General features: G+C 62.1%; 27 protein-coding genes. 14 read left to right on the top strand and 13 right to left on the bottom strand.

Translation table 11 applies throughout. The features are described from left to right. Positions 1–8: 8 nt before the first annotated feature. The 9 genes from NKI72_RS12955 to NKI72_RS12915 form a co-directional block, all read right to left on the bottom strand. On the bottom strand, positions 9–815 hold the full coding sequence (locus NKI72_RS12955) for a DUF72 domain-containing protein (protein WP_023674858.1): 807 nt from the start codon (positions 813–815) through the stop codon (positions 9–11). A 28-nt stretch (positions 816–843) separates the two neighbouring features. Next, entirely contained in the window at positions 844–1,314 is a 471-nt protein-coding gene (locus NKI72_RS12950; RefSeq protein WP_352833104.1) for a GNAT family N-acetyltransferase, read from the bottom strand. Beyond that, on the bottom strand, positions 1,311–1,721 hold the full coding sequence (locus NKI72_RS12945) for a DUF302 domain-containing protein (protein ID WP_352448755.1): 411 nt from the start codon (positions 1,719–1,721) through the stop codon (positions 1,311–1,313). The genes NKI72_RS12950 and NKI72_RS12945 overlap by 4 nt, the downstream gene beginning before the upstream one ends. Continuing rightward, complete coding sequence (gene uvrA / locus NKI72_RS12940) at positions 1,721–4,642, bottom strand: excinuclease ABC subunit UvrA (protein WP_352833101.1); 2,922 nt, start codon at positions 4,640–4,642, stop codon at positions 1,721–1,723. Before uvrA ends, NKI72_RS12945 begins: the two co-directional genes overlap by 1 nt. Positions 4,643–5,338: 696 nt before the next feature. Then, positions 5,339–5,737: a hypothetical protein gene (locus tag NKI72_RS12935; protein WP_352682877.1), complete on the bottom strand. Its 399-nt coding sequence runs from the start codon at positions 5,735–5,737 to the stop codon at positions 5,339–5,341. Continuing rightward, positions 5,734–6,339 (bottom strand): ATP-dependent Clp protease proteolytic subunit, encoded by a 606-nt coding sequence (locus tag NKI72_RS12930; RefSeq protein WP_352455702.1) that lies wholly within the window; start codon positions 6,337–6,339, stop codon positions 5,734–5,736. Before NKI72_RS12930 ends, NKI72_RS12935 begins: the two co-directional genes overlap by 4 nt. A 26-nt stretch (positions 6,340–6,365) precedes the next feature. Further along, a complete protein-coding gene (locus NKI72_RS12925) occupies positions 6,366–6,890 on the bottom strand; it encodes an SRPBCC family protein (RefSeq protein WP_352682875.1) in 525 nt (174 codons plus the stop codon). Then, on the bottom strand, positions 6,887–7,201 hold the full coding sequence (locus NKI72_RS12920) for an ArsR/SmtB family transcription factor (protein ID WP_352448759.1): 315 nt from the start codon (positions 7,199–7,201) through the stop codon (positions 6,887–6,889). The genes NKI72_RS12925 and NKI72_RS12920 overlap by 4 nt, the downstream gene beginning before the upstream one ends. Before the next feature lie 82 nt (positions 7,202–7,283). Then, entirely contained in the window at positions 7,284–7,673 is a 390-nt protein-coding gene (locus tag NKI72_RS12915) for a cupin domain-containing protein (protein WP_352471700.1), read from the bottom strand. 208 nt (positions 7,674–7,881) lie between these two features. Here NKI72_RS12915 and NKI72_RS12910 point away from each other — a divergent pair, with 208 nt between their 5' ends. Together NKI72_RS12910 and NKI72_RS12905 are read left to right on the top strand one after the other, a co-directional pair. After that, positions 7,882–8,394 carry a single-stranded DNA-binding protein gene (locus NKI72_RS12910; RefSeq protein WP_352448761.1) on the top strand — a complete coding sequence of 171 codons (513 nt, stop codon included), beginning with the start codon at positions 7,882–7,884 and terminating at the stop codon, positions 8,392–8,394. Positions 8,395–8,516: 122 nt separating this feature from the next. Further along, complete coding sequence (locus NKI72_RS12905; protein ID WP_352770376.1) at positions 8,517–8,942, top strand: OsmC family protein; 426 nt, start codon at positions 8,517–8,519, stop codon at positions 8,940–8,942. An 8-nt stretch (positions 8,943–8,950) separates the two neighbouring features. Here the strand turns inward: NKI72_RS12905 and NKI72_RS12900 are convergent, their stop codons facing one another. Both NKI72_RS12900 and NKI72_RS12895 read right to left on the bottom strand, forming a co-directional pair. Beyond that, the gene (locus NKI72_RS12900; RefSeq protein WP_352833098.1) at positions 8,951–9,580 is read right to left on the bottom strand and encodes a MarC family protein; all 630 of its coding nucleotides are present in this window, start codon (positions 9,578–9,580) and stop codon (positions 8,951–8,953) included. A 74-nt stretch (positions 9,581–9,654) separates the two neighbouring features. Then, entirely contained in the window at positions 9,655–10,185 is a 531-nt protein-coding gene (locus NKI72_RS12895) for a hypothetical protein (protein ID WP_352455708.1), read from the bottom strand. Between the two features lie 86 nt (positions 10,186–10,271). Between NKI72_RS12895 and NKI72_RS12890 the strand changes: the two genes are divergently transcribed. Both NKI72_RS12890 and gyrA read left to right on the top strand, forming a co-directional pair. Next, complete coding sequence (locus NKI72_RS12890) at positions 10,272–11,099, top strand: helix-turn-helix transcriptional regulator (RefSeq protein WP_352833095.1); 828 nt, start codon at positions 10,272–10,274, stop codon at positions 11,097–11,099. Positions 11,100–11,246: 147 nt separating this feature from the next. Beyond that, a complete protein-coding gene (gene gyrA, locus NKI72_RS12885) occupies positions 11,247–14,051 on the top strand; it encodes a DNA gyrase subunit A (RefSeq protein WP_352471697.1) in 2,805 nt (934 codons plus the stop codon). A gap of 53 nt (positions 14,052–14,104) precedes the next feature. On the opposite strand, the gene NKI72_RS12880 is transcribed toward gyrA, so the two are convergent. Further along, positions 14,105–14,257: a hypothetical protein gene (locus NKI72_RS12880; RefSeq protein ID WP_352540595.1), complete on the bottom strand. Its 153-nt coding sequence runs from the start codon at positions 14,255–14,257 to the stop codon at positions 14,105–14,107. A 195-nt stretch (positions 14,258–14,452) separates the two neighbouring features. Between NKI72_RS12880 and coaD the strand changes: the two genes are divergently transcribed. The 8 genes from coaD (at position 14,453) to NKI72_RS12840 (ending at position 20,648) form a co-directional block, all read left to right on the top strand. Beyond that, positions 14,453–14,953 carry a pantetheine-phosphate adenylyltransferase gene (gene coaD / locus NKI72_RS12875; RefSeq protein ID WP_352448768.1) on the top strand — a complete coding sequence of 167 codons (501 nt, stop codon included), beginning with the start codon at positions 14,453–14,455 and terminating at the stop codon, positions 14,951–14,953. Positions 14,954–15,029: 76 nt separating this feature from the next. Beyond that, a complete protein-coding gene (locus NKI72_RS12870; RefSeq protein ID WP_352471695.1) occupies positions 15,030–15,620 on the top strand; it encodes a peptidylprolyl isomerase in 591 nt (196 codons plus the stop codon). 29 nt (positions 15,621–15,649) lie between these two features. Then, entirely contained in the window at positions 15,650–16,162 is a 513-nt protein-coding gene (locus NKI72_RS12865) for a peptidylprolyl isomerase (RefSeq protein WP_254817363.1), read from the top strand. Beyond that, positions 16,159–16,557: a hypothetical protein gene (locus NKI72_RS12860; protein ID WP_352682863.1), complete on the top strand. Its 399-nt coding sequence runs from the start codon at positions 16,159–16,161 to the stop codon at positions 16,555–16,557. Before NKI72_RS12865 ends, NKI72_RS12860 begins: the two co-directional genes overlap by 4 nt. Positions 16,558–16,569: 12 nt before the next feature. Then, entirely contained in the window at positions 16,570–17,655 is a 1,086-nt protein-coding gene (queA, locus tag NKI72_RS12855; RefSeq protein ID WP_352682861.1) for a tRNA preQ1(34) S-adenosylmethionine ribosyltransferase-isomerase QueA, read from the top strand. Continuing rightward, positions 17,645–17,914, top strand: a complete 270-nt coding sequence (locus NKI72_RS12850; protein ID WP_352471691.1) for a hypothetical protein — start codon at positions 17,645–17,647, stop codon at positions 17,912–17,914. Before queA ends, NKI72_RS12850 begins: the two co-directional genes overlap by 11 nt. Before the next feature lie 8 nt (positions 17,915–17,922). Then, positions 17,923–19,053, top strand: coding sequence for a tRNA guanosine(34) transglycosylase Tgt (gene tgt, locus NKI72_RS12845; RefSeq protein WP_352502505.1), 1,131 nt, complete (start codon positions 17,923–17,925; stop codon positions 19,051–19,053). A gap of 239 nt (positions 19,054–19,292) precedes the next feature. Then, entirely contained in the window at positions 19,293–20,648 is a 1,356-nt protein-coding gene (locus NKI72_RS12840; protein WP_352833089.1) for a glycosyltransferase family protein, read from the top strand. A 9-nt stretch (positions 20,649–20,657) separates the two neighbouring features. Here the strand turns inward: NKI72_RS12840 and NKI72_RS12835 are convergent, their stop codons facing one another. After that, positions 20,658–21,077 carry a DUF4864 domain-containing protein gene (locus NKI72_RS12835; RefSeq protein ID WP_352455762.1) on the bottom strand — a complete coding sequence of 140 codons (420 nt, stop codon included), beginning with the start codon at positions 21,075–21,077 and terminating at the stop codon, positions 20,658–20,660. Positions 21,078–21,313: 236 nt separating this feature from the next. Between NKI72_RS12835 and NKI72_RS12830 the strand changes: the two genes are divergently transcribed. Together NKI72_RS12830 and NKI72_RS12825 are read left to right on the top strand one after the other, a co-directional pair. Further along, a complete protein-coding gene (locus tag NKI72_RS12830) occupies positions 21,314–21,550 on the top strand; it encodes an Lrp/AsnC ligand binding domain-containing protein (protein ID WP_023674883.1) in 237 nt (78 codons plus the stop codon). A gap of 172 nt (positions 21,551–21,722) precedes the next feature. Continuing rightward, positions 21,723–23,135 (top strand): circularly permuted type 2 ATP-grasp protein, encoded by a 1,413-nt coding sequence (locus NKI72_RS12825; RefSeq protein WP_352613762.1) that lies wholly within the window; start codon positions 21,723–21,725, stop codon positions 23,133–23,135. Positions 23,136–23,237 lie beyond the last annotated feature (102 nt).

Genomic DNA, 23,237 nt, shown 5'->3' with positions numbered 1-23,237 from the left:
GCGGGGCGTCAGCCTGCGACCCGCTTCATCAGCGCGATGGCGCCGAATGGAGCGCGGACCTTGCCCTCGGTGATGAAGTAGACGAACACATCGCGTGGCTTGACCGGCGCGTCGGTTGAAGGATCGGCGCGCGACAGGTCGGCCGGCACCTTGCCTTCCGCCCAGGTTTTTGCGCGCGCCGCCCATTCGTCGAGCGCCTTTGGCGTATAGCAATCGGGATTGTCGTCGCTGCCGGTCTGCAGCCGCGCATAGATGAAATCGCCGGTAACGTCGGCAATCCCCGGATATTTGGCGTGGTCGGCATAGACGATGGCGGCCTTGTGCTTTCGCGCCAAGGCGGCGAACTCCGGCACGATGAAGCTGTCGTTGCGCACCTCGACCGCGTGGCGCAGCGCAACGCCGTCCTGCTTTTCCGGCAACAGCTTGAGGAAGGCCTCGAAATCGTCCGGGTCGAATTTCTTGGTCGGCGCGAACTGCCACAGGATCGGCCCGAGCTTGTCGCCAAGTGCCGCGACGCCCGACCCGAGGAAGCGCATGATCGATTCCCCGGCCTCGCCGAGCACGCGGCGGTTGGTGACGAAGCGGTTGCCCTTCAGCGAATAGACGAAACCATCCGGCGCCTCGTTGGCCCATTTGACGAAGGTCGGCTCCTTGAAGCTCGAATAATAGGTGCCGTTGACCTCGATAGTGAGCACCTGCCGGCTGGCATAATGCAGTTGCTTGGCCTTCGACAATTTGTCCGGGTAGAAGGACGTGTCCCACGGCTCGAAGGTCCAGCCGCCCATGCCGGCGCGGATTGTTCCTGATTGAGTCATGGTCGTCCTCCCGGTTTGCAGAAAAGGATCACGCGATGGCGGTCGTCTCGACGGCTTTCGCCATGTCGACGACCGTCCATCCTGGCCGATATGGATTGGGCCGGCGACCCGTTTCGCGAAAGCCGTAGGCCTTATACAACGAAACGTTCCGTTCCATTCTGGCATTGGTGTAGAGTCGGATTTCCGGCAAGCTCCACAGGCGCGTCTGTTGCTCGGCCCAGTCGAGCAGCCCGATGCCGAAACCCTTGCCCTGAAAGGCGGGCGCAACGGCGACGCTGAAGATCATTGTATGGTCCGCATGTCGTTCGAGAACGATCAAGCCGGCCGGCTGTCCGTCCTGCTCCGAAAGCCAGACCTCGCCGCGTTCTATGCGCGGCGCGTAGTCCTCGGTGACAGGGATCGGCGGTGCGCCGAGCAGGGCAGTGTAGGGCGCGTAGGCGTCGGTGGTGAGCGAGATCACCGTGGGGAGATCATCGGCCCGAGCGGCTCTCATGATCAAAACTGGCCCGCGCCGGCAGCGGCCGCAATCACCTTGTCCATGCCGGCCGCTATCGCGGCGACGGCATTGCGACTGGCGTCGCCCAAGCCGTGGCGCTCAGCGAGCCAGTGCGCGTCATTGTAGGAGAGCCAGACCTTGCCTTGCTTATCCTCCCAAGCCAGTGCCTTGACCGGCAGATCGATGCCGGCAAGCTGCCGGTCCTGCATCAGCGGCGTCCCGCCTTTCGGGTTGCCAAAAATCAGAAGCTGGGTCGGACGCAGGGAAGCTTCGACACTGCGCGCACCGGCGGCGTGGTCAATGCGGGCGAAGACCAGCAATCCTGCACCTTCCACAGTCCCGACCAGGCGATCGATCGTCTCGGCCACGCCGAAGCGGCTTTGGACCGTGATGAGACCGTTCTTTGCCATCACTCCGCCGCTTCGCGCTTGCCTCCGGGGCGCCGCTCCAGCAATTCCCTCAAGAACTGGCCGGTATAGCTGCGTTTTTCGCGGACGATGTCCTCCGGCGTGCCGGACGCTACCAGCTCGCCGCCGCCGTCGCCACCTTCGGGGCCAAGATCGAGCACCCAGTCAGCGGTCTTGATCACCTCTAGATTGTGCTCGATGACGACGACCGTGTTGCCCTGGTCGACCAGCTCGTGCAGCACTTCAAGCAGCTTGGCGACGTCGTGGAAATGCAGGCCGGTGGTTGGCTCATCGAGAATGTAGAGCGTCTTGCCGGTCGCCTTGCGCGACAGTTCCTTGGCAAGCTTGATGCGCTGCGCCTCGCCGCCCGACAAAGTCGTTGCCTGCTGGCCAACATGGATGTAGCCGAGGCCGACCCGTTTCAGCGTCTCCAGCTTGTCGCGCACGCCGGGCACGGCGGCGAAGAAATCGACGCCTTCCTCGACCGTCATGTCGAGAACGTCGGCGATTGATTTGCCCTTGAACAGGACGTCGAGCGTCTCGCGGTTGTAGCGCTTGCCGTGGCAGACGTCGCAGGTGACATAGACGTCGGGCAGGAAATGCATCTCGATCTTGATGACGCCGTCGCCCTGGCAAGCCTCGCAGCGGCCGCCCTTGACGTTGAACGAGAAGCGGCCCGGCTGGTAGCCGCGCGCCTTGGCCTCCGGCAGGCCGGCGAACCAGTCGCGGATCGGCGTGAAGGCGCCGGTATAGGTGGCGGGGTTGGAGCGCGGGGTGCGCCCGATCGGCGACTGGTCGATGTCGATGACCTTGTCGAGGAATTCCAACCCCTCGATGCGGTCGTGCTCGGCCGGATGCTCGCGCGAGCCCATGATGCGGCGCGACGCCGCCTTGAACAGGGTCTCGATCAGGAAGGTCGACTTGCCGCCGCCGGATACGCCGGTGACGGCGGTAAACGTGCCGAGCGGGATTTCGGCGGTGACGTTCTTCAGGTTGTTGCCGCGCGCGCCGACGACCTTCAGCCGGCGGTTCTTCTTGGCCTCACGCCGCGCTGCCGGCGTCGCCACTTCGAGCTCGCCCGACAGGTATTTGCCGGTGATCGAAGCGGGCGTCGCCATGATCTGCTGCGGCGTGCCCTGGGCGATGATGTGGCCGCCATGGATGCCGGCCGCCGGGCCGATATCGACGACGTAGTCGGCATGCAGGATGGCGTCCTCGTCATGCTCGACGACGATGACCGTGTTGCCGATGTCGCGCAGATGCTTCAGCGTGTCGAGCAGGCGGGCGTTGTCGCGCTGGTGCAGACCGATCGACGGCTCGTCCAGCACGTAAAGTACGCCGGTCAGGCCGGAGCCGATCTGCGACGCCAGACGGATGCGCTGGCTCTCACCGCCTGAAAGCGTGCCGGAGTTGCGCGACAGCGTCAAATAGTCGAGACCGACATCGTTGAGGAAGCGCAGCCGCTCCCGGATTTCCTTGAGCACGCGCACCGCAATCTCGTTCTGCTTGTCGTTGAGCGAAGCGGGCAGATCGGTGAACCACTGGTCGGCCTTGCGGATGGACAGCTCGGTGACCTCGCCAATGTGCTTGCCGGCGATCTTGACCGCGAGCGCCTCGGGCTTCAGCCGATAGCCGCGGCAGGCCGGGCAGGGCGTGGCCGACATGAAGCGCTCGATCTCCTCGCGCATCCAGGCGGATTCGGTTTCCTTCCAGCGGCGCTCGAGATTGGGGATGACGCCCTCGAAGGTTTTCGTCGTTTTGTAGGAGCGCAGACCGTCATCATAATGGAAGGTGATTTCGCGCTCGCCGGTGCCGTGCAGGACGGCTTGCCTTGCCTCCTCGCTCAAATCCTTGAACTTGTCGCCGAGCTTGAAGCCATAGGCAATGCCCAGCGCTTCCAGCGTCTGCGCATAATAGGGCGAGGTCGACTTCGCCCACGGGCTGACGGCGCCGGCGCGCAGCGAGACATTCTCGTCGGGCACGACCAGGCTGGCGTCGATGGCGCGTTGGCTGCCGAGCCCGTCGCAGGTCGGGCAGGCGCCGAACGGATTGTTGAAGGAGAACAGCCTGGGCTCGATCTCGGGAATGGTGAAGCCGGACACCGGGCAGGCGAACTTTTCCGAGAACAGCATGCGTTCATGCGTCTCGTTCTTCGATTTGTTGACCGAATCCTCGCCGGTCTGGCTGGCGTCGAGCGGCTTGTCGGCAAATTCCGCCACCGCCAGCCCGTCGGCCAGCTTCAGCGCGGTCTCGATGGAATCGGCGAGCCGCGTCGCCAGATCGCCGCGCACGACGATGCGGTCGACGACGACGTCGATGTCGTGCTTGTACTTCTTGTCCAGCGCCGGCACGTCGGCGATCTCATAGAAGACGCCATCGACCTTGACGCGCTGAAAACCCTTCTTCTGCAGCTCCAGCAGTTCCTTGCGGTACTCGCCTTTGCGGCCGCGCACCATCGGCGCCAGAATGAACAGCCGGGTGCCTTCCTCGACAGCAAGCACCCGGTCGACCATCTGCGAGACCGTCTGGCTCTCGATCGGCAGGCCGGTGGCCGGCGAATAGGGTACACCGACGCGGGCGAACAAAAGCCGCATATAATCGTAGATCTCGGTGACGGTGCCGACCGTCGAACGAGGGTTTTTCGAGGTGGTCTTCTGCTCGATGGAGATGGCCGGCGACAGGCCGTCGATCTGGTCGACGTCCGGCTTCTGCATCATTTCGAGGAATTGCCGTGCATAGGCCGAAAGGCTCTCGACATAGCGGCGCTGGCCCTCGGCGTAGATGGTGTCGAAGGCAAGCGACGACTTGCCCGACCCCGACAGGCCGGTCATGACGATCAGGCTGTCACGCGGCAGGTCGAGATCGACATTCTTCAGATTGTGTTCGCGTGCCCCGCGAATGGAGAGATATTTATGGTCGGCCATCGCCGGTCGCCGCCTCAGAATCTGGAATTCGCGGGATGGGCGGGTTTTCCCGACCACCCCCTATGTAGGTAATTTCGCCGCCTTTTCGAGAGACGCCACAACTCCCGACCAAAGCGTTTAACCGCCTTTCGCGCGAACGGGCAAGCGGAAAGAACAAAGGCCGAACACGCTCCTGACAAAAGCTGCCCGCGCAGCCGGCTTCACAAAGCGTCTCGCGATCACATTTTTCGGCAACCCGGCTATTCAAGGTTGACGTCCCCGCGTCATGGGGGCAGAATCCAATTGTCAACGAAGCCGGCCGTCTTTCGATGGCCTCGCGGCCTGGGGCTAGCCTGCGAGACGCCGCGGGTTATGCGATGAGCGCTTCGACGACAGTCGCAACGAACAGAAGGAGAGCAGAGGCATGACTCCACCGGATTGTTCCTTGAGGCTCCACGTGTCGCTGGAGCCGCGGCAGGTATAAGTAGCCAGGTCAGGCGTTTAGCGCTACCTGCCCACGTTGACCTGCCGATCCCCACAACAATCAGAGACTGCTAGTCGGATCGTCGGCTGAACGCCGCGAAGCATCCGAAATAAAAAGCCGGCAGTACACTCCCGGCAATTTGGATTTCAGATCCAAGAAAGCCCCGTCAGTTGCAAAGCAATGGCGGGGCTGTTCGTTTGAAGCGCAATATTTGTGGTTCACACCAGGCGAACTTAGCGGCTGGAGGGCCTGATCCCGCCGGTAGCGACATCAATGGTGATGCTACCGGAAATCCGAACGTCGGTATCGCCAATCTTGAAGGTGCCGTTGCCGCTGCCTAGAGCCATATCGTCAGGCTCAGGCCGCGGCGCTGGCTCGGCGATGCGATAATCGCTGGTCACACCGGGCAGAGCGCGCTTTTGCGAAGACGTCGAATTATCTTGGGCAAGTGCCATACCCACCAGCATGTTCGTGCCGGCAACGGTAGCGATGGCAAGGCATAACAGGCTGGATGAGCGGCTGGCGGTCATCGCCGGACTATAGTGCCGCGATAGCGGCAAGACCAGACCGATGGCGCTGAAATTGCGGGCGCTCAATCGCCTCAGTTCCGTCCGCCGGCCCGGCTCGTTCATGCGGCCTGCTTGCGAGTGTCGAAAACATGGTCGACGAGGCCCCAATCCTTGGCCTCCTGCGCGGTCATGAAAAAGTCGCGGTCGAGCGTGCGTTCCACTTCTTCGTAGGTGCGGCCGCAATGGCGGGCGTAAAGATCGGTCATGCGCCGCTTGGTGCGAAGGATGCCCTCGGCATGGCGCTGGATATCGGAGGCCTGGCCCTGGAAACCGCCGAGAGGCTGATGCAGCACGATGCTGGTGTTGGGTAGCGCGATGCGCCGCCCCGGTGTGCCGGCCATCAAAAGGAACGAGGCCATCGAGGCGGCGAAGCCCATACAAACCGTGGAGACCGGGCAACTGATATACTGCATCGTATCGTAGATCGCGAAACCGCTGGTCACCACGCCGCCCGGCGAGTTGATGTAGAGCGAGACCTCCTTGTCGGGATTGTCGGATTCCAACGACAGAAGCTGGGCGCAGACCAGCGCTGAGGTGCCGTCATCGATCGGGCCGTTGATGAAGACGATGCGCTCGCGCAGCAGCCGCGAAAATATGTCGAAGGCACGTTCGCCGCGGCTCGACTGCTCGATCACCATCGGCACCAGATTGGCAAGGCCGCTCATCGGTTGTCTCCGTTGACTGTTGTCGTTCAGGCCGCGCGCAGGAAGAGGCGCGGGGTGTTTGCGGCGATCTGCTTGTGCCTGGGAGTGTGCGCGTCAAAGGAAAGCCGGCAACCGGCGCCTGCCATCGCGATCTCCGGCACTGCTGCCCGAGCAAAACCATCATGGACGATGCGCAGATGCGTGCCGCCGGAAACGGTGCGGTCGAGCGTAAAGGTGACGATGCTGTCCACTGGGCTGTCGTTCATTGCGCTGTCCAGGGGATTGCCGGGCGGCACCTGCGTATCGCCGGGCGCCGGCCGCTCCCGCCAGGAATAGCGCAGCAGCCGTCCGGGATCCGCGTCGAGGATTTCGCACTCGATCGGCGCATTCGGCGCTTTAAAGGCAAAGCGGTTGCCGATTTCGGGCTTGATGTCGTTCGGCATCATCCAGGCCGCGAGCAGGTCCGGCACCGTCAGCGCCCGCCACACCTGTTCCGGCGGTTCGGGCAGCTCGCACTCGAACTCGATCTTGTCTGCGGCCATTTCGGCGCGTTCTTTGCCTCGGTTGGTCATTGGTCCATGTCCTTCAAAACCGTCTTGAGCCTTTCGATGCGCTCTGGCCAGAACGCACGGTAGCGTTCGATCCAGCCGAGCAGTGGCGCAAGCCCCTTCGGATCGACGCGGTAATAGGCGTTGCGACCGGCCCGGCGCTCGACCACGAGGCCGGCGCCGCGCAGCACTGCGAGATGTTGCGATACCGCCGGCTGCGATACCGGTATGCCAGTGCGCAGTTCCGACACCGTCATCTCGCCGTCGGCGAGCCGCTCATAGACGGCGCGACGCGTTGGATCCGCTAGTGCCCGAAAAATGTCTGCTTCGATCATGCCGAAAGCATAAGTCAATACTTATCGGTTTGGCAAGCCGTGTTTTTTAAGACAGGCGGTATTTTTTAAGACAGGCGAGGTTTTACAAACTCGCTGGAAGCCAGCGTCTCACCATGTCGGGGGATCCGTTGAACGTCGCCTCGAAAACTGGTGACGCGAGCACAGCATGAATATGAAGCAATTCGGAGCCGACGTTTCGGAAGCCATGTTGCCTGTACGCGGCGACAACAAGCGACTGTCCGGCAGTCAAGACGAGATGCTCTTCGTCGATCCACATCTCGGCCCTGCCAGCGATGACGGTAAGTACTTCCTCGACCGGGTGCCAATGTGTCGGGGCGCCAACGGTGGGTTCGACCCATTGTTCAAACATGCAAAGTTGAGTTGCGCCGTTGCGGGCAGAGACATGCATGCGGGTCTTTACTCCCGTCCGCCACTCTTCTTGCGGCTGATCGTTATGCGCAACCATCTTCATGCGTTCGCCTCGATCCCATGGTCTGTGGAAATTCGACGCCAAGACACTACTTCTTACTGACAACTATTGACAGTGCAGGGCCTCTCCTATAGAACGAAAAGAGAACAAAAACCTTGTGGGAAAAGGCAGCGACGGCAGGCAGGGATTGTCCATAGCCTGTAAGGTGCGGCGACAAAAATTCGGTTTCGGATGAGCGCGGAGAAGTATCATGGCGGGTAGCGTCAACAAGGTCATTCTGGTGGGCAACCTCGGGGCGGACCCTGAAATCCGCCGCCTGAATTCGGGTGACCCGGTCGTCAACATCCGCATCGCGACGTCGGAAAGCTGGCGCGACAAGACGTCCGGAGAGCGCAAGGAAAAGACCGAGTGGCACAATGTCGTGATCTTCAACGACCAGATCGCCAAGGTGGCCGAGCAGTATCTGAAGAAGGGCATGAAGGTCTATGTCGAGGGCCAGCTGCAGACGCGCAAATGGCAGGACCAGACCGGCAATGACCGCTATACGACCGAAATCGTGTTGCAGAAATTCCGCGGCGAGCTGCAGATGCTCGATGCGCGGGGCGAGGGCGGCGGCCAGGTCGGCAACTATGCCGGTGGTGGTGCGAGCCGCGGTTCCGATTTCGGCCAGTCCGGCCCGGGCGAAAGTTTCAATCGCGGTGGCGCCAACAAGGGCGGCGGCGGTGGTTCGTCGCGCGAGCTGGACGACGAAATCCCGTTCTGATTTCTCGGGCGGACTGCCCTTGCGGCGAAAAGCGCCGGCACCTTGGCCACGAAATGGCGTCCCGAAAATCTGTCTTGGATTTTCGGGACGTTGTGCGTTTGAGCGGTGAAAGGACGTATCAGGTGAAGGCAAGGGTCAAATGGGTCGAGGAGCGCACTTTCGTTGGCGAGTCCGCCAATGGGCACAAGCTGGTGCTAGGCACTGCGTTCGGGCCGGAGGGCAAGACGCCGGGGCCGAGCCCAATGGAACTGGTGCTGATCGGCACTGGCGGCTGCTCGGCCTATGACGTGGTCCATATCCTCGAAAAGGGGCGCGAGGCGGTCGAAGATTGCGTGGTCGAACTCGATGCCGACCGTGCAGAAGCCGATCCCAGGGTGTTCACCCGCATTCACATGCATTTTGTCGTCAAGGGCCGGGCGCTATCACACGCCAAGGTGAAGCGGGCGATCGGGCTTTCGATCGAGAAATACTGCTCGGCCTCGGCAATGATGGCCAAGACTGCCGAGATTACCCACGACTTCGAAGTCATTGAAACGACAGCGAAGTAGGGCTGTTCCTACGTCGCCATCAGCGCCTTGATGCCGTCGGCGACGAACTGTACGGCGAGCGCCGCCAGGATGACGCCGAGCAGCCTTGTCAGGATCGAACGGCCGGTTTGGCCGAGGATACGGTCGATGCGCTCTGACAGCACGAACACCAGGTAGGTGATGACGAGGCAGATGGCGATGATGCCGACAAGGGCTGTCTGCGCGCCCAAACCCTGAAACGAGCTTGAGAGCAGGACGGTCGCCGAAATCGCGCCGGGACCGGCAATGAGCGGGATCGCCAGCGGAAAGGCGGCGATGTTGTGGATCATGTCCCTGGTGATGGCGACGTCGCCGATCTTCTCCTTGCGGTCCTGCCGGCGCTCGAACACCATTTCGAAGGCGATGAAGAACAGCAGAAAGCCGCCGGCGACGCGGAAGGCCGGCAGAGTGATGCCGAAGACTGACAGGATCGACGCGCCGGCGATTGCGAACAACGCCATTACCAGGAAGGCGATGACCGAGGCGCGCACGGAGACCTGGTTGCGCTCCTCGCGGTTCATGCCGCGGGTCACGGCGAGGAAGAGCGGCGCCAGGCCGGGCGGATCGATCGTCACCAGCATGGTGACGAAGGCGTTGAACAGGCTGTCGAAGCTCGGCATGCTGACCCTCCCCGCCGGCAAAGCCGGATAACGGGATTGGTAGAGCAAAGCGGAGCCAGTGGAAACCGTGCGGATCAGGGGCTGACGGCCCGGCGCGCCAGAAACTCGACTTCAAGACGCCAGGTAGCGCCGTCGTCCTGTGAGCGTTCGCCCAGCCAGCGGAACGAATTTTCGGTGATGCGCGAAAAGCTCCAGCGCACAGCAGATCCGGTGCCGTCTGCGCCTTGCTGGATGATGGTATCGCCCTCCGCACGGCCGAGCTGGCGGCTGTAGTACTGATTGCGCGGATCGCTCCAGAAGATGTGCCAGGCGTCAACGCCGGGATCGTAGACGCGCAACGTCGTGCCATAGAAGGTCCATTTGCCGAGCGAGGGCGAGGGGCCGGCGTCACGGGCAGGCAGGATCCATACGTCCTGGATCGCGCGGCCTTCGAGCACCCAGCCGAAATGCACTTCGCCGCGCCCGGTCAGCACCTGACCGTCCTCGAGATGGCGCGTGGCGTCGAACGTCCAGGCGCCGACGAAGCGGCCATAAAGATTCAGTTTCTCGGCAAGGGCCGGTACGGGCCCATCGCTGTGCAGGGCCTTGGCAAAGGAATTGGACATGGCTTCGCTCTCATCTTGTCAGGAGACCGGCAAGCATAGAGGCCGACAGGGGTTCTGCGCTTGGGAAAAGTTGCTATGTTTCGGCGATGACGACGAGCGCGTACAGGCTGGCGTCGGGCCGAGGCTGGCAGGTGTCGGATGTCATCTGCACCGCCAGCGCCGCCGACAGGCCATTCGAGGAGGAGCATCGGGATTTCTGCGTTGCCGCCGTAACCAACGGCACCTTCCGCTATCGTGCGCGCGAGGGCACGGCGATGCTGGCGCCGGGCGCGCTCCTGCTCGGCAATCCCGGCACATGCTATGAATGCGGTCACGAGCATGGCGCCGGCGACCGCTGCCTCTCCTTCCATTTCGGGCCGGCCTATATGGAGCGGATCGTCGCCGACGTGCCGGGCACGAAGACGCTCGATTTCGGCACGCCGCGCCTGCCGCCCTTGCCGGCGCTGATGTCGCTGCTTGCCGAAGCGGAGGCGGCGCGCGAGACGGCCGACACCGGCGCGTTCGAGGAACTCGCCCTGCGCATTGCCGGTGCCGCGGTAACAGCGGCTTGCAGCGCTACGGATCGGGGACGGACGCCGAGCCGCCGTGACCAGAAGCGTGTCGCCGAAGCGGTGCGGCGCATCGAAGTCGATGCCGACCGGCCGATCTCGCTTGCCGAACTCGCCGACGAGACCGCCACCAGCCCTTACCATTTCCTGCGCACCTTCCGGCACGTTGCCGGTATGACGCCCTACCAATTCCTGCTGAGAGCGCGGCTGCACAGGGCAGCCGTGCGGCTGCGGACGTCGGATCAGACGATTTCGGCGATTGCCTTTTCGGCGGGATTCAACGATCTATCAACCTTCAATCGCCGTTTCCGGCGGCTGATGGGCGAGGCGCCGGGTACTTATCGCGCCCGCCGGCGACGCCCGTGAAAGGGTACACGGCCATATCGTCGCAATTGGTTTATCCTTTTGAATTTGCCGCTAAAAACCACACTGGAAAACTGCCGCGATTGTTGGAGTTTCAGGCTGGCTTCCTATATAAGCACCAAGTGATTCCTGATTAGATTGTGATCCGATTTGACCGACCAAAAGACACCGCGCGGCGCCGACGGCGGCCCCACCGGCATCGAGCCGATATCCATCATCGAGGAGATGCAGCGCTCCTATCTCGACTACGCCATGAGCGTGATCGTCAGCCGCGCATTGCCGGACGTGCGCGATGGCCTCAAGCCGGTGCATCGCCGCATCCTCTACGCCGCCTATGAGAGCGGCTATCACTGGAACCGCAAATATGTGAAATCGGCACGCCCGGTCGCCGACGTGATGGGTAAATACCATCCGCATGGCGACGCCTCTATCTACGACGCTTTGGTGCGCATGGCGCAGGATTGGTCGCTGCGCGTGCCGCTGATCGACGGGCAGGGCAATTTCGGCTCGATCGACGGCGATCCGCCGGCGGCGATGCGCTACACGGAATCGCGGCTGACCAAGGTCGCGCATGAGTTGCTGGAAGACATCGACAAGGACACCGTCGATTTCCAGGACACTTACGACGCGTCGGGCAGCGAACCGAAAGTCCTGCCGGCGCGCTTTCCGAACCTGTTGGTCAACGGCTCCGGCGGTATCGCCGTCGGCATGGCCACCAACATCCCGCCGCACAATCTGGGCGAGGTCTGCAACGGCGCCATTGCCCTCATCGATAATCCGGCGATCGACCTTCCGGCGCTGATGGAGATTATTCCGGGACCGGATTTCCCGACCGGCGGCATCGTGCTTGGCCGCTCCGGCATCTACAGCGCCTATTCGACCGGCCGCGGCTCCATCGTCATGCGCGGCCGCGTCAACGTCGAGGCGCGCGGCAACGATCGTGAATCGATCGTCATCACCGAGGTTCCCTATCAGGTGAACAAGGCGTCGATGATCGAGAAGATGGCCGAGCTGGTGCGCGACAAGCGCATCGAAGGCATTTCCGACATTCGCGACGAGAGCGACCGCCAGGGCTACCGCGTCGTCATCGAACTGAAGCGCGATGCCGTCGCCGATGTCATTCTCAACCAGCTTTACCGCTTCACCCCGCTGCAGACGTCCTTCGGCGCCAACATGGTGGCACTGAACGGCGGCAAGCCGGAATTGCTGACTCTGACCGACATGCTGAAGGCGTTCGTCGCCTTCCGTGAGGAGGTGATCAGCCGGCGCACGAAATTCCTGCTGCGCAAGGCGCGCGACCGCGCCCATGTGCTGGTCGGCCTTGCCATCGCTGTTGCCAACATCGATGAAGTCATCAAGCTGATCCGCAGCGCTCCGGACCCGCAGACGGCGCGCGAGCAGTTGATGGAGCGGCGCTGGCCTTCGGGCGACGTGGAATCGCTGATTCTTCTGATCGACGATCCGCGCCATCGCATCAACGAGGATGGCACCTACAATCTCTCCGAGGAGCAGGCGCGCGCCATCCTCGAACTGCGCCTGCAGCGCCTGACCGCGCTCGGCCGCGACGAGATCGCCGACGAGCTGAACACGATCGGCGACGAGATCAAGGACTACCTGGACATCCTCTCGTCCCGCGCCCGCGTCCAGCAGATCGTCAAGGACGAGCTCATCGCCGTTCGCGACGAGTTCGGCACGCCGCGCCGTACCGAGCTCGCCGAGGGCGGGGCGGACATGGAAGACGAGGACCTGATCCAGCGCGAGGACATGGTCGTCACGGTCAGCCATTCCGGCTACATCAAGCGCGTGCCGCTGTCGCTCTACCGGGCGCAGCGCCGCGGCGGCAAGGGCCGCTCCGGCATGTCGACCAAAGAAGAGGATTTCGTCACCCGGCTGTTCGTCGCCAACACGCACACGCCGGTGCTGTTCTTCTCCTCGCGCGGTATCGTCTACAAGGAAAAGGTCTGGCGCCTGCCGATCGGCAACCCACAATCGCGCGGCAAGGCGCTGATCAATATGCTGCCGCTCGAACAGGGCGAGCGCATCACCACGATCATGCCGCTGCCGGAGGATGAGACGAGTTGGGGCGAGCTCGACGTCATGTTTGCCACCACGCGCGGTACCGTGCGTCGCAACAAGCTGTCGGACTTCGTCCAGGTCAACCGCAACGGCAAGATCGCCATGAAGCTGGACGAGGAAGGCGACGAGATCCTCGGCGTCGAGACCTGCACCGACAATGACGACGTGCTTTTGACGGCAAGTTCCGGCCAGTGCATCCGCTTTCCGGTCAGCGACGTACGCGTCTTCCAGAGCCGCAATTCGGTCGGCGTGCGCGGCATTGCGATGGCCGATGGCGACCGGGTGATCTCGATGGCGGTGATCGAGCATGTCGATGCGCCGCCGGCGGAACGTGCCGCCTACCTCAAGCGGGTGGTGGCCGAACGCCGGCTCGCTGCTGACATCGCGGCCGGCGAGGAGGAAGAAATCCAGCTCACCAATGAAGAGGTCGGCGAAGAGGCGGAGCTTTCCGACGACCGCTATGAGTTCCTCAAGGCGCACGAGCAGTTCGTGTTGACGGTGACGGAATATGGCTACGGCAAGCGTTCATCGTCCTACGATTTCCGCCTGACCGGCCGTGGCGGCAAGGGTATTCGCGCCACCGACGTCTCGAAAACGGCCGAAATCGGCCGCCTGGTGGCGACCTTCCCGGTCGGCAATGACGATCAGATCATGCTGGTTTCGGATGGCGGCACCGTTATCCGCGTTCCGGTCAACGGCATTCGTTTCGCCAGCCGCGCCACCAAGGGCGTTACCATCTTCAATACCGCAGAGGGCGAGAAGGTCGTTTCGGTGGAGCGAATTTCAGAACCGCAAGCGGATGAAGAGATCGAAGAGAATGCTGAAAGCGGCGCTGTTGCCGATGCCGATGGTAGGGAGCCCGATACTTCCGTCGAGTGAGTTTGGCACGACGACGCCAGCCCTGTGGGCCGGCGTGTGAAGACACCCGCAATCTAGAAGCGGCGATAAGGCCTGCGGTTGCCGAAGCCTTCGAACCGCTTGGTGTTGGCCTTGGCGCGGACGCGCTGTGCTTCCTGATGCAACCCGAATACGGTGGCGATCAGCATGGCGACGGTCATTGCGGTGGCGAGCATGTAGATCAGCATGTGCGTGTTCTCCTGCGCCTAACAACGATTAGATGGGTGTTTGGTTTCATCTCCTGCAGCTGCAACTTAGTGAACACTGCGTGAAGCTGTTGTGAGCGGCACATTCATCTGTCGTTCACGTCGGCCAAAAGGTTCACGGCGCGGGCTGGCGATCGGATTTGCCTTTAGGAGAGAGGCTCGCTAGAAGCACCTGCCATGACCGAACGCATCGCCCTTTATGCCGGCTCTTTCGACCCGCTGACCAACGGCCATCTCGACGTGCTGAAGGCGTCGCTGGCCGTGGCGGATACAATCTATGCGGCGATCGGCATCCATCCCGGCAAGAAGCCGTTGTTTTCCTTCGAGGAACGGGTTGGCCTGATCGAAACGGCCGCGAAGGCAGAATTCGGCAGCGACGGTGCGCGTATCAAAGTAGTTGCCTTCGACGGGTTGGTAATCGACGCGGCCAGGAAGCATGGCGCCTCGATCATGATCCGCGGCCTGCGCGACGGCACCGACCTTGACTATGAGATGCAGATGGCCGGCATGAACGAGACCATGGCGCCGGAGCTGCAGACGGTGTTCCTGCCCGCCAGCCCTTCAGTGCGCACCATTACCGCCACACTTGTGCGCCAGATAGCTTCGATGGGAGGCGACATCCGCCCCTTCGTGCCGGCGGCCGTGGCCGGCGCGCTCACCGCCAAATTCGCGAAATAAAATGCATGTCACCCAAAAGTGGAACCCGGCTTTGGGTAACGACATGCATGAACGAAGATATTCGGAGAAAGATCCCATGCAGCTGAAAAAGCTTGCCTTCTTGCTTGCCGTGCTTGCCGGTCTTGTGACCGCATCCGTGTCGGCCTTTGCCGCCGATCCGGAAAACACCATGATCGTAACGCTGAAGGACGGCGACGTGACCATCGCGCTGAGGCCCGACCTTGCGCCGAAGCACGTCGCGCAGATCAAAAAGCTGGTGCGCCAGGGCGCCTACGACAACGTCGCCTTTCACCGCGTCATTGACGGCTTCATGGCGCAGACCGGCGACGTCAAGTTCGGCAACATGAAGAGCGGCTTCAATGCCGACGCTGTCGGCACCGGCGGCTCCGATCTTCCTGACCTGCCGGCCGAATTCTCCAGCACGGAGCACTACCAGCGCGGCGTGGTCGGCATGGCCCGCTCCGACGATCCGAATTCCGCCAATTCGCAATTCTTCATCATGTTCGCGCCGGCACCGCCGCTCGATGGCCAGTACACCATCGTTGGCAATGTCGTCAGCGGCATGGAGTTGGTGGACCACATCAAGAAAGGCGACGAGGCGCAGAACGGGACGGTGACCGACCCCGATCGCATGATCAAGGTGCGCATCGCCGCGGACGGCAAGTAACCCCAATTGTTCAAAAGGATATTTCTGACATGGCCGAAATCAAGGACCGCGAGAACGCGCTTATCATGGACACGACCAAGGGCAAGGTCGTCATCGAATTGTTTCCAGATCTGGCGCCCGGCCATGTCGGCCGTATCAAGGAGCTGGCGCGCGAAGGCGCCTATGACGGCGTGGTCTTCCACCGCGTCATCGACGGCTTCATGGCGCAGACCGGCGACGTGAAGTTCGGCAATTCCAACAAGCCGTCTTTCGCGCCATCGCGCGCCGGCACTGGCGGTTCCGACAAACCCGATCTGAAGGCCGAGTTCTCCAACGCCAACCACGGCCGCGGCACCTGCTCGATGGCGCGCTCGCAGAACCCGAACTCGGCCAATTCGCAGTTCTTCATCTGCTTCGACGATGCCGCCTTCCTCAACCGCCAGTACACGGTATGGGGCCAGGTCATCGAAGGCATGGACAACGTCGACAAGATCAAGCGCGGCGAACCGGTGCAGGATCCTGACAAGATCGTGTCGCTCAAGGTCGCGGCCGACGTGAAATGACCGGCCGGGCTGTCGCGGCAATCGCATTTGTGCTCGTCGCGGCGGCCACTCCGGCGCTGGCAACGGAATCGATCGTCTGCAGCGCCGACGGCGGCGCGGCATCGATCGACGTTTTGATGGGACACACGGCCGTCATTGCGGTCGCGCGTGTGTGGCTGGATGCCGGCGGCAAGACATGGACCACGGATGGACAGCCAGGCTCAACGAAAGTCATCGTTGGACAGGCATTCGAAGACGACGAGCGCATGCTGATCGACCTCACCGACGAAGGCATCAGCTCGATCGTCGCCAAATTGCGGCTGGTCAAGGCCAGCGAGCAGTCCAGCTTCGCGATGGGCGGCACATTGAGCATAGACGGTGTCGGCGCCTGGGCGGTGACCTGCCCGGAACCTTGAGGCGGGGATCTCTTGCGCGTCGACCTTTTCGACTTCGATCTGCCGGAGGAGCGCATCGCGCTTCGCCCAGCCGAGCCGCGCGACAGTGCCAGGATGCTGGTGGTCAGGCCGGGTGAGGGGCTCGAAGACCGGACGGTGCGCGACCTGCCGGCCCTGCTCAAGGCCGGTGATGTGCTGGTCTTCAACGACACCAAGGTCATTCCGGCACAGCTGAAAGGCATCAGGCGGCGCGGCGAGGCGGCGGCGCAGGTCGAAGCCACGCTGCATATGCGGATGGCGCCCGACCGCTGGCTCGCCTTCATGCGTCCGGGCAAGCGCATCGCCGCCGGCGATCGTATCCATTTCGGTCATGACGCCAATTCCTGCCTTCTCGGCCAGCTCGACGCGAACGTGATCGAGAAGGGAGAAGGCGGCGAGGTGCTGCTCGGCTTCGACCTGTCAGGTCCGTTCCTCGACGAGGCGCTGCATGCAGTCGGCCACATCCCGCTGCCGCCCTACATCGCCTCCAAGCGTGACGACGACGAACGCGACCGCAGCGACTATCAGACCATTTATGCGAGGGAGGAGGGCGCGGTCGCCGCGCCGACGGCAGGGCTGCATTTCACGCCGGAGCTGTTTGCGACGCTCGACGCCAAGGGCATAGAGCGCCGTTTCGTCACGCTGCATGTCGGCGCCGGCACGTTCCTGCCGGTGAAGGCGGACGACACCGCCGACCACAAGATGCACGCCGAAACCGGTTCGGTCAGCCCGGAAACCGCCGAGGCGCTGAATGCGGCGAAAGCAAAAGGAGGGCGCATTATCGCCGTCGGCACGACATCGCTGCGCTTATTGGAGAGCGCGGCTGGCGAGGACGGCAGGCTGGCCGCATGGTCAGGCCCGACAGACATCTTCATCACGCCCGGCTATCGTTTCAAGACCGCAGACTTGCTGATGACCAATTTCCATCTGCCGCGTTCGACGCTGTTCATGCTGGTTTCGGCCTTCTGCGGTTTGCAGACGATGCGGGCGGCCTATGCGCATGCCATCGAGAATCGCTACAGGTTTTATTCCTATGGAGACGCAAGTCTTCTGTTCAGGGAGGATACCGATGGACGATGACCTGGAAACCTTCGACCGGGAAGCCTTGATCGCCGAGGTCAGGAAACTGCGCGCCGGCATCCGCCAACACCGCGACGCCACCGGCCATGATCTGTGCTGGCACCATCCCGACCTCTGGTCACTTTTGCCCGAAAAGACCGACCCGGCGATTGCCGTGCCGCCGTGGCCGAAATTCATGCGCGGCTGCATCCGCTACCGGCAATCACTCGACAAGCAGGCCCCGGACGCGCCGGTATTCGACAAGGAGTTCGATGGCTAGGGAATTCAATGACTGACGCATTCACCTTCAAGGTGCTGGCGACCGACGGCAGGGCGCGGCGTGGTGCAATCACCATGCCGCGCGGGGAAATCCGCACGCCTGCCTTCATGCCGGTCGGTACCGGCGGCACGGTGAAGGCCATGTATATGGATCAGGTGCGCGGCGTCGGCTCGGACATTATCCTCGGCAACACCTACCACCTGATGCTAAGACCCGGCGCCGAGCGCGTGGCGCGGCTCGGCGGCCTGCATGAATTCGCCCGCTGGCCGCATCCAATCCTGACCGACAGCGGCGGCTTCCAGGTGATGTCGCTGTCGAAGCTGCGGAAACTGACCGAGAACGGCGTTACCTTCCGTTCGCATATCGACGGCGGCGCCTACGAGATGTCGCCGGAGCGTTCGATAGAGATCCAGGGGCTGCTCGATTCCGACATCCAGATGCAGCTCGACGAATGCACGGCTCTGCCGGCCAAGCAGAACGAGATCGAGCGTGCCATGGAGTTGTCGTTGCGCTGGGCCGAGCGTTGCAAGACGGCATTCGGCGAGCAGCCCGGCAAGGCGATGTTCGGCATTGTGCAAGGCGGCGACGTGCCGGATCTGCGGCTGCGCTCGGCGCAGGCGCTGAAGGCAATGGAGCTGAAGGGCTACGCGATCGGCGGGCTGGCTGTCGGCGAGCCGCAAGCGGTGATGCTGGAGATGCTCGACATCACTTGCCCGGAGCTGCCGGCTGACCGGCCGCGCTACCTGATGGGCGTCGGCACCCCGGACGACATTTTGAAGTCGGTGGCGCGCGGCATCGACATGTTCGACTGCGTGATGCCGACGCGGGCAGGGCGCCACGGCCTAGCCTACACACGGCGCGGCAAGGTCAATCTGCGCAACGCCCGCCATGCCGACGATCCGCGTCCGCTCGATGAGGCAAGCGACTGCCCGGCCGCACGCGACTATTCGCGGGCCTATTTGCATCATCTGGTGCGCTCGCAAGAGGCGCTTGGGGCGATGCTCCTGACCTGGAACAATCTGTCCTATTACCAGCAGCTGATGCGCGACATTCGTGAAGCGATCGAGGCTGGCAGGTTCGCCGAAGAAGCCGAGATCATCACGCAGCAATGGGCAAACGGTGACCTCGCCGTCCGGTAGGCATGCTCGCCAGGAATCCGGCTCCAGGGAGGAGTTGTCCCTGCCATGAACTGTTTTGAAACGACTGCCCAATAAGCATTGCCGGACGACATCGGGCGAGGATCAAGAACCTGTTCGTTTCGCGGCACGTTTCAGTTCCTGGCACGACGGTGCGGACGAACGGCATCGCTTCGCCTTCGCCCTCCGTGGCTGTCCAGCGATGGACGGCTGGGTCGTTGCTTGCCGCTCTGATAATCGCCGTGACCGGTCTGGTCTTGCGCTTGCTTGGCGCGCGCGGCGACCTTTGGCTGGACGAGATCTGGAGCTTTGCGCTGATCGAGCCGCTGACGTCGATCGACCAGATATTCTGGCACGTCAATCACGACAACAATCATTTCCTCAACTCGGTCTATCTCTATCTCATTGGCCCCGATGCTTCGCCGCTGATCCAGCGAGGTCTGTCGATAGCATTAGGCGTTGCCACGATCGCTGCGGCGGCAGCGAGCGCCGCATCGCGCGGACGACAGGCGATGATTACCACAAGCGTGTTGTTTGCCGTGAGCTACCCAATGGTCCATTACGGCTCGGAGGCGCGCGGCTATGCCGGCCTTGTGCTGTTCACGCTGCTTTCGGTGGTTTTTCTGGAGCGCCGGCTCGACAATAGACGGTGGTCTGGCGCGGCCTTGGCAGCGGCGATCCTTTTCGGCTTCCTGTGCCATCTCACCATGATCGGAATGGTGGCGGTCCTCGCAATCTGGACCGCCTGGCTCGCCTGGCAGCGTACGGCGAAGGTCGGCCGCGTCGTTGCGGACCTGGCGTCGATCTTCCTGCCGGGCTTGCTTGCCGTGCTGCCGCTGGCTGTCGGCGTGTTTGTCGGCTGCAGGCTGTTCGGCTTCAGTGTCGGTGGTGTTTCGCCATTCTCGATTGCCGCCTTCGCGCAGGGCTATGGCGGGATGATCCGCTCTCTGTTCGGCCTGCCACCCTGGTTTGGCGACGGGCCTTATATCGTTGCCGCCTGCGGTCTTGTCGGCCTCTCCGCCGGTGTCTGGCGCGGTCGTCGAGCCAGCCTTTATGCCATCGGGATTATCGGACTGCCTTTGCTCATGGCGGCGGCGCATCTGCCCAACCTTGAGTTCCCGCGCTATTTCATCATCAGCGGAACATTGCTGCTGCTCTGGGCCGGCGAGATGATTGGCCGCGGCTTGGATGCTCGCGGGACTGCCAGGCTGCTTGCGATGGGAGCGCTGGCGATCGTGGTGAGTGGAAGCATTTCGTCGCTGCTTCAGTTCTATCAATATGGACGCGGCTCCTACGCCGCTATCGTTGATGAAATGACCAGGAACGGCGCAACCACCTATGCCAGCGACGGTAATTTCCGCACCCCCATTGTCGTCAACTATTTTGCGGCGCGAATGGATCGTCGGGCATTGCTGGTTCCAGACGACGGGATGTGCACCGAACGGCCCGCCTGGCTAGTCCTCGAGGGGGACGTGGACAAACAAGCCGAACATATCGAACGGACGGCCGCATGCGCTCTGGCCTATGAACGGGCCGATGCGTCGAGGCATTGGGGGTTTTCAGGCCTGAGCTGGACGCTCTACCGGCGACAGGATTGAAACACCCCTTTAGGTGCTGAGCGACGTGGACGCACGCAGGCTGCAGCCGGTGATCCGAAAGCTGCCGTCAGGCTGTAGTTCGAGCGTGTAGACCGCCTCGTAGTCCTTGCCATCCGGGCCGACGATGAGCACTTGCTGGATGATCGAGGTCGGGCTCGTCTCGCGAACCTTGCCGAAGGAGTAGGTCTGCGGTTGGCGCACCGGCGGATAGCCTTTTGTCACCATGTTCATGAAGGTATCGACAGTCGGAAAGATGCGTTTCACATTCGGTGCGGCAAAGCTGTAGGCCGTCATTCCGTCATTGGCGATGAAGGCCCTCAACTGCCCATCGATGACTGTCTGCGCCGCTTTGACTTCGGCGTCGCCAGCAAAGGCCTGGGATGCGAAAATGAATGGAACGACTGCGAATGCGAAAAACGCGCGGCGCATGGCCTGTCTCCGTTGTCCCTGAGAAATCGCTGCCTGAAGGTACATGATACCATACGCTTTGCAGTGCTTCAGGGTTTCAGCCGAGCGCAAACATTCGGCGTGGCAGTCCGTGTCCGAGCCGAGAAAGCATTGTCGAGGCGAGAACAGCCTGAGCGATTGCCGATGCTTGAAAGCCGGGCGGCAGTCTGCCACAAGGGCCGCTCGATTAGAGCGTGCGATGTGAGCAGGACCAGGCAATGAAGGCATTTTTCGTGCAGATAAAGTGCGATCTGGGCAAGGCCTACGACGTTGCCAGCGCCCTGGCCGATGCCGAGATTGCTTCGGAAATCTACTCGACAGCCGGAAACTACGACCTGCTCGCCAAATTCTATGTCGACGACGAGGAAGACATCGGCCACTTTGTCAACGAGAAAGTGCAGATTCTTCCCGGCATCAAGGACACGTTCACGGTCGTCACCTTTCGCGCGTTTTGATCCGCATCCGGCATCTGCCCGGACACCAGGCAAAGCCTGATCAAGGCCCTATTGGTGCTGCCTTAATTTTAGGCAAGTGCGATATACTGATCGCCGGCGCCCAACAAATCACCGATTGCGCTTGATTTTCTCCAGCCAGGCCAGTGAAATGGCGCCACAGGGGAGTATGCGATTGGCAGCGTTCGATGAAATGCTTCCGGAAGTTTCCGGGCTGAGAAAACCGTATTCGGCTTACGATCGCTGGCTGAAGGAACAGGACCCGGCCAGACTTACCGAGAAGATGCAGGACGCCGAACGCGTCTTTCGCAAGACAGGCATCACTTTCGCCGTCTACGGCGAGCAGGAAGCATCGGAGCGGCTGATACCCTTCGATATCGTTCCGCGCATCATTTCGGGCAATGAATGGCGACGGCTGACGCAAGGCATCGAGCAGCGCGTCCAGGCGCTGAACGCCTTTCTCGACGACATCTACCATCGCCAGGAGATCTTACGCGCCGGCCGGGTGCCGAAGGAGTTGATCGCCAAGAACGAGGCGTTCCTGCCCGAGATGATCGGGGTGCGGCCGCCGGCCGGCGTCTATACCCACATCATCGGCGTCGACATCGTACGCATCAGCGAGAACGAGTTCTACGTGCTGGAGGACAATGCGCGCACGCCGTCCGGCGTCTCCTACATGCTGGAGAACCGCGAGACGATGATGCAGCTCTTTCCCGAGCTGTTCCAGCAGATCAAGGTGCGGCCAGTTGAGAATTACCCGCAGCTCTTGCGCCAGTCGCTGGCGGCAGTGCGGCCGCAAAGCACCAAGGGCGCGCCGACCATTGCCGTGCTGACGCCGGGCAGCTTCAACTCGGCCTATTTCGAACATGCTTTCCTTGCCGACCAGATGGGCGTGCAGCTTGTCGAGGGGCAGGATCTGCGCGTCGTCGATGGCCATGTCGCGATGCGCACCACCGAGGGCTACAAGCAGATCGACGTGCTTTACCGTCGTGTCGACGACTCGTTCCTCGATCCGCTGACCTTCCGCCCCGACTCGGCACTTGGCGTGCCGGGCATTATGGACGTCTACCGCGCCGGCAACATCACGATCGCCAATGCGCCGGGAACCGGCATCGCCGACGACAAGGCGATTTATTCCTACATGCCCGAGATCGTCGAATTCTATACCGGCCGCAAGGCGATCCTCGGCAACATCCCGACCTGGCGCTGCTCGGAGCCGGACAGCCTGAAATACGTGCTCGAGCACATCGATGAATTGGTTATCAAGGAGGTCCACGGTTCCGGCGGTTACGGCATGCTGGTCGGTCCGGCGGCGACCAAGAAGGAATGCGAGGAGTTTTCCAAAAAGCTCGCGGCAAAACCGTCGAACTACATCGCCCAGCCGACGCTGGCGCTGTCGACCTGTCCGATCCTGACGGACAAGGGGCTGGCGCCGCGCCATGTCGATCTGCGCCCCTATGTGCTGGTTTCCGACCGTATCCAGATCGTGCCCGGCGGGCTGACCCGAGTAGCGCTCAAGGAAGGCTCGCTGGTCGTCAATTCCTCGCAAGGCGGGGGCACGAAGGATACGTGGGTGTTGGATGATTAGAGTGAAAGTAGTGAATAGTGAATAGTGAATAGTGAATAGTGAATAGTGAATAGTGAATAGGTAAGGATGTGGGTCGTTGATGTTGGTGAAATGCCCTGAAGT

Origin of the sequence: Mesorhizobium sp. M0437 (genome assembly GCF_040321335.1) — a bacterium.
Classification (GTDB): Bacteria; Pseudomonadota; Alphaproteobacteria; order Rhizobiales; family Rhizobiaceae; genus Mesorhizobium.
Note: the sequence above shows the minus strand (reverse complement) of the source record. Positions and strands in the feature narration are given on the sequence as shown.

What these genes read in the sequence shown, in the direction of transcription:
- NKI72_RS12915 (WP_352471700.1), bottom strand. Translation starts at nt 7,673, where the DNA reads ATGAAGATGGTTGCGCATAACGATCAGCCGCAAGAAGAGTGGCGGACG.
- NKI72_RS12955 (WP_023674858.1), bottom strand. Translation starts at nt 815, where the DNA reads ATGACTCAATCAGGAACAATCCGCGCCGGCATGGGCGGCTGGACCTTC.
- NKI72_RS12865 (WP_254817363.1), top strand. Translation starts at nt 15,650, where the DNA reads ATGGCCGAAATCAAGGACCGCGAGAACGCGCTTATCATGGACACGACC.
- NKI72_RS12935 (WP_352682877.1), bottom strand. Translation starts at nt 5,737, where the DNA reads ATGAACGAGCCGGGCCGGCGGACGGAACTGAGGCGATTGAGCGCCCGC.
- NKI72_RS12900 (WP_352833098.1), bottom strand. Translation starts at nt 9,580, where the DNA reads ATGCCGAGCTTCGACAGCCTGTTCAACGCCTTCGTCACCATGCTGGTG.
- NKI72_RS12835 (WP_352455762.1), bottom strand. Translation starts at nt 21,077, where the DNA reads ATGCGCCGCGCGTTTTTCGCATTCGCAGTCGTTCCATTCATTTTCGCA.
- NKI72_RS12925 (WP_352682875.1), bottom strand. Translation starts at nt 6,890, where the DNA reads ATGACCAACCGAGGCAAAGAACGCGCCGAAATGGCCGCAGACAAGATC.
- NKI72_RS12850 (WP_352471691.1), top strand. Translation starts at nt 17,645, where the DNA reads ATGGACGATGACCTGGAAACCTTCGACCGGGAAGCCTTGATCGCCGAG.
- NKI72_RS12930 (WP_352455702.1), bottom strand. Translation starts at nt 6,339, where the DNA reads ATGAGCGGCCTTGCCAATCTGGTGCCGATGGTGATCGAGCAGTCGAGC.
- NKI72_RS12880 (WP_352540595.1), bottom strand. Translation starts at nt 14,257, where the DNA reads ATGCTGATCTACATGCTCGCCACCGCAATGACCGTCGCCATGCTGATC.
- NKI72_RS12945 (WP_352448755.1), bottom strand. Translation starts at nt 1,721, where the DNA reads ATGGCAAAGAACGGTCTCATCACGGTCCAAAGCCGCTTCGGCGTGGCC.
- NKI72_RS12890 (WP_352833095.1), top strand. Translation starts at nt 10,272, where the DNA reads ATGACGACGAGCGCGTACAGGCTGGCGTCGGGCCGAGGCTGGCAGGTG.
- NKI72_RS12895 (WP_352455708.1), bottom strand. Translation starts at nt 10,185, where the DNA reads ATGTCCAATTCCTTTGCCAAGGCCCTGCACAGCGATGGGCCCGTACCG.
- NKI72_RS12910 (WP_352448761.1), top strand. Translation starts at nt 7,882, where the DNA reads ATGGCGGGTAGCGTCAACAAGGTCATTCTGGTGGGCAACCTCGGGGCG.
- NKI72_RS12830 (WP_023674883.1), top strand. Translation starts at nt 21,314, where the DNA reads ATGAAGGCATTTTTCGTGCAGATAAAGTGCGATCTGGGCAAGGCCTAC.
- coaD (WP_352448768.1), top strand. Translation starts at nt 14,453, where the DNA reads ATGACCGAACGCATCGCCCTTTATGCCGGCTCTTTCGACCCGCTGACC.
- NKI72_RS12920 (WP_352448759.1), bottom strand. Translation starts at nt 7,201, where the DNA reads ATGATCGAAGCAGACATTTTTCGGGCACTAGCGGATCCAACGCGTCGC.
- NKI72_RS12860 (WP_352682863.1), top strand. Translation starts at nt 16,159, where the DNA reads ATGACCGGCCGGGCTGTCGCGGCAATCGCATTTGTGCTCGTCGCGGCG.
- uvrA (WP_352833101.1), bottom strand. Translation starts at nt 4,642, where the DNA reads ATGGCCGACCATAAATATCTCTCCATTCGCGGGGCACGCGAACACAAT.
- tgt (WP_352502505.1), top strand. Translation starts at nt 17,923, where the DNA reads ATGACTGACGCATTCACCTTCAAGGTGCTGGCGACCGACGGCAGGGCG.
- NKI72_RS12870 (WP_352471695.1), top strand. Translation starts at nt 15,030, where the DNA reads ATGCAGCTGAAAAAGCTTGCCTTCTTGCTTGCCGTGCTTGCCGGTCTT.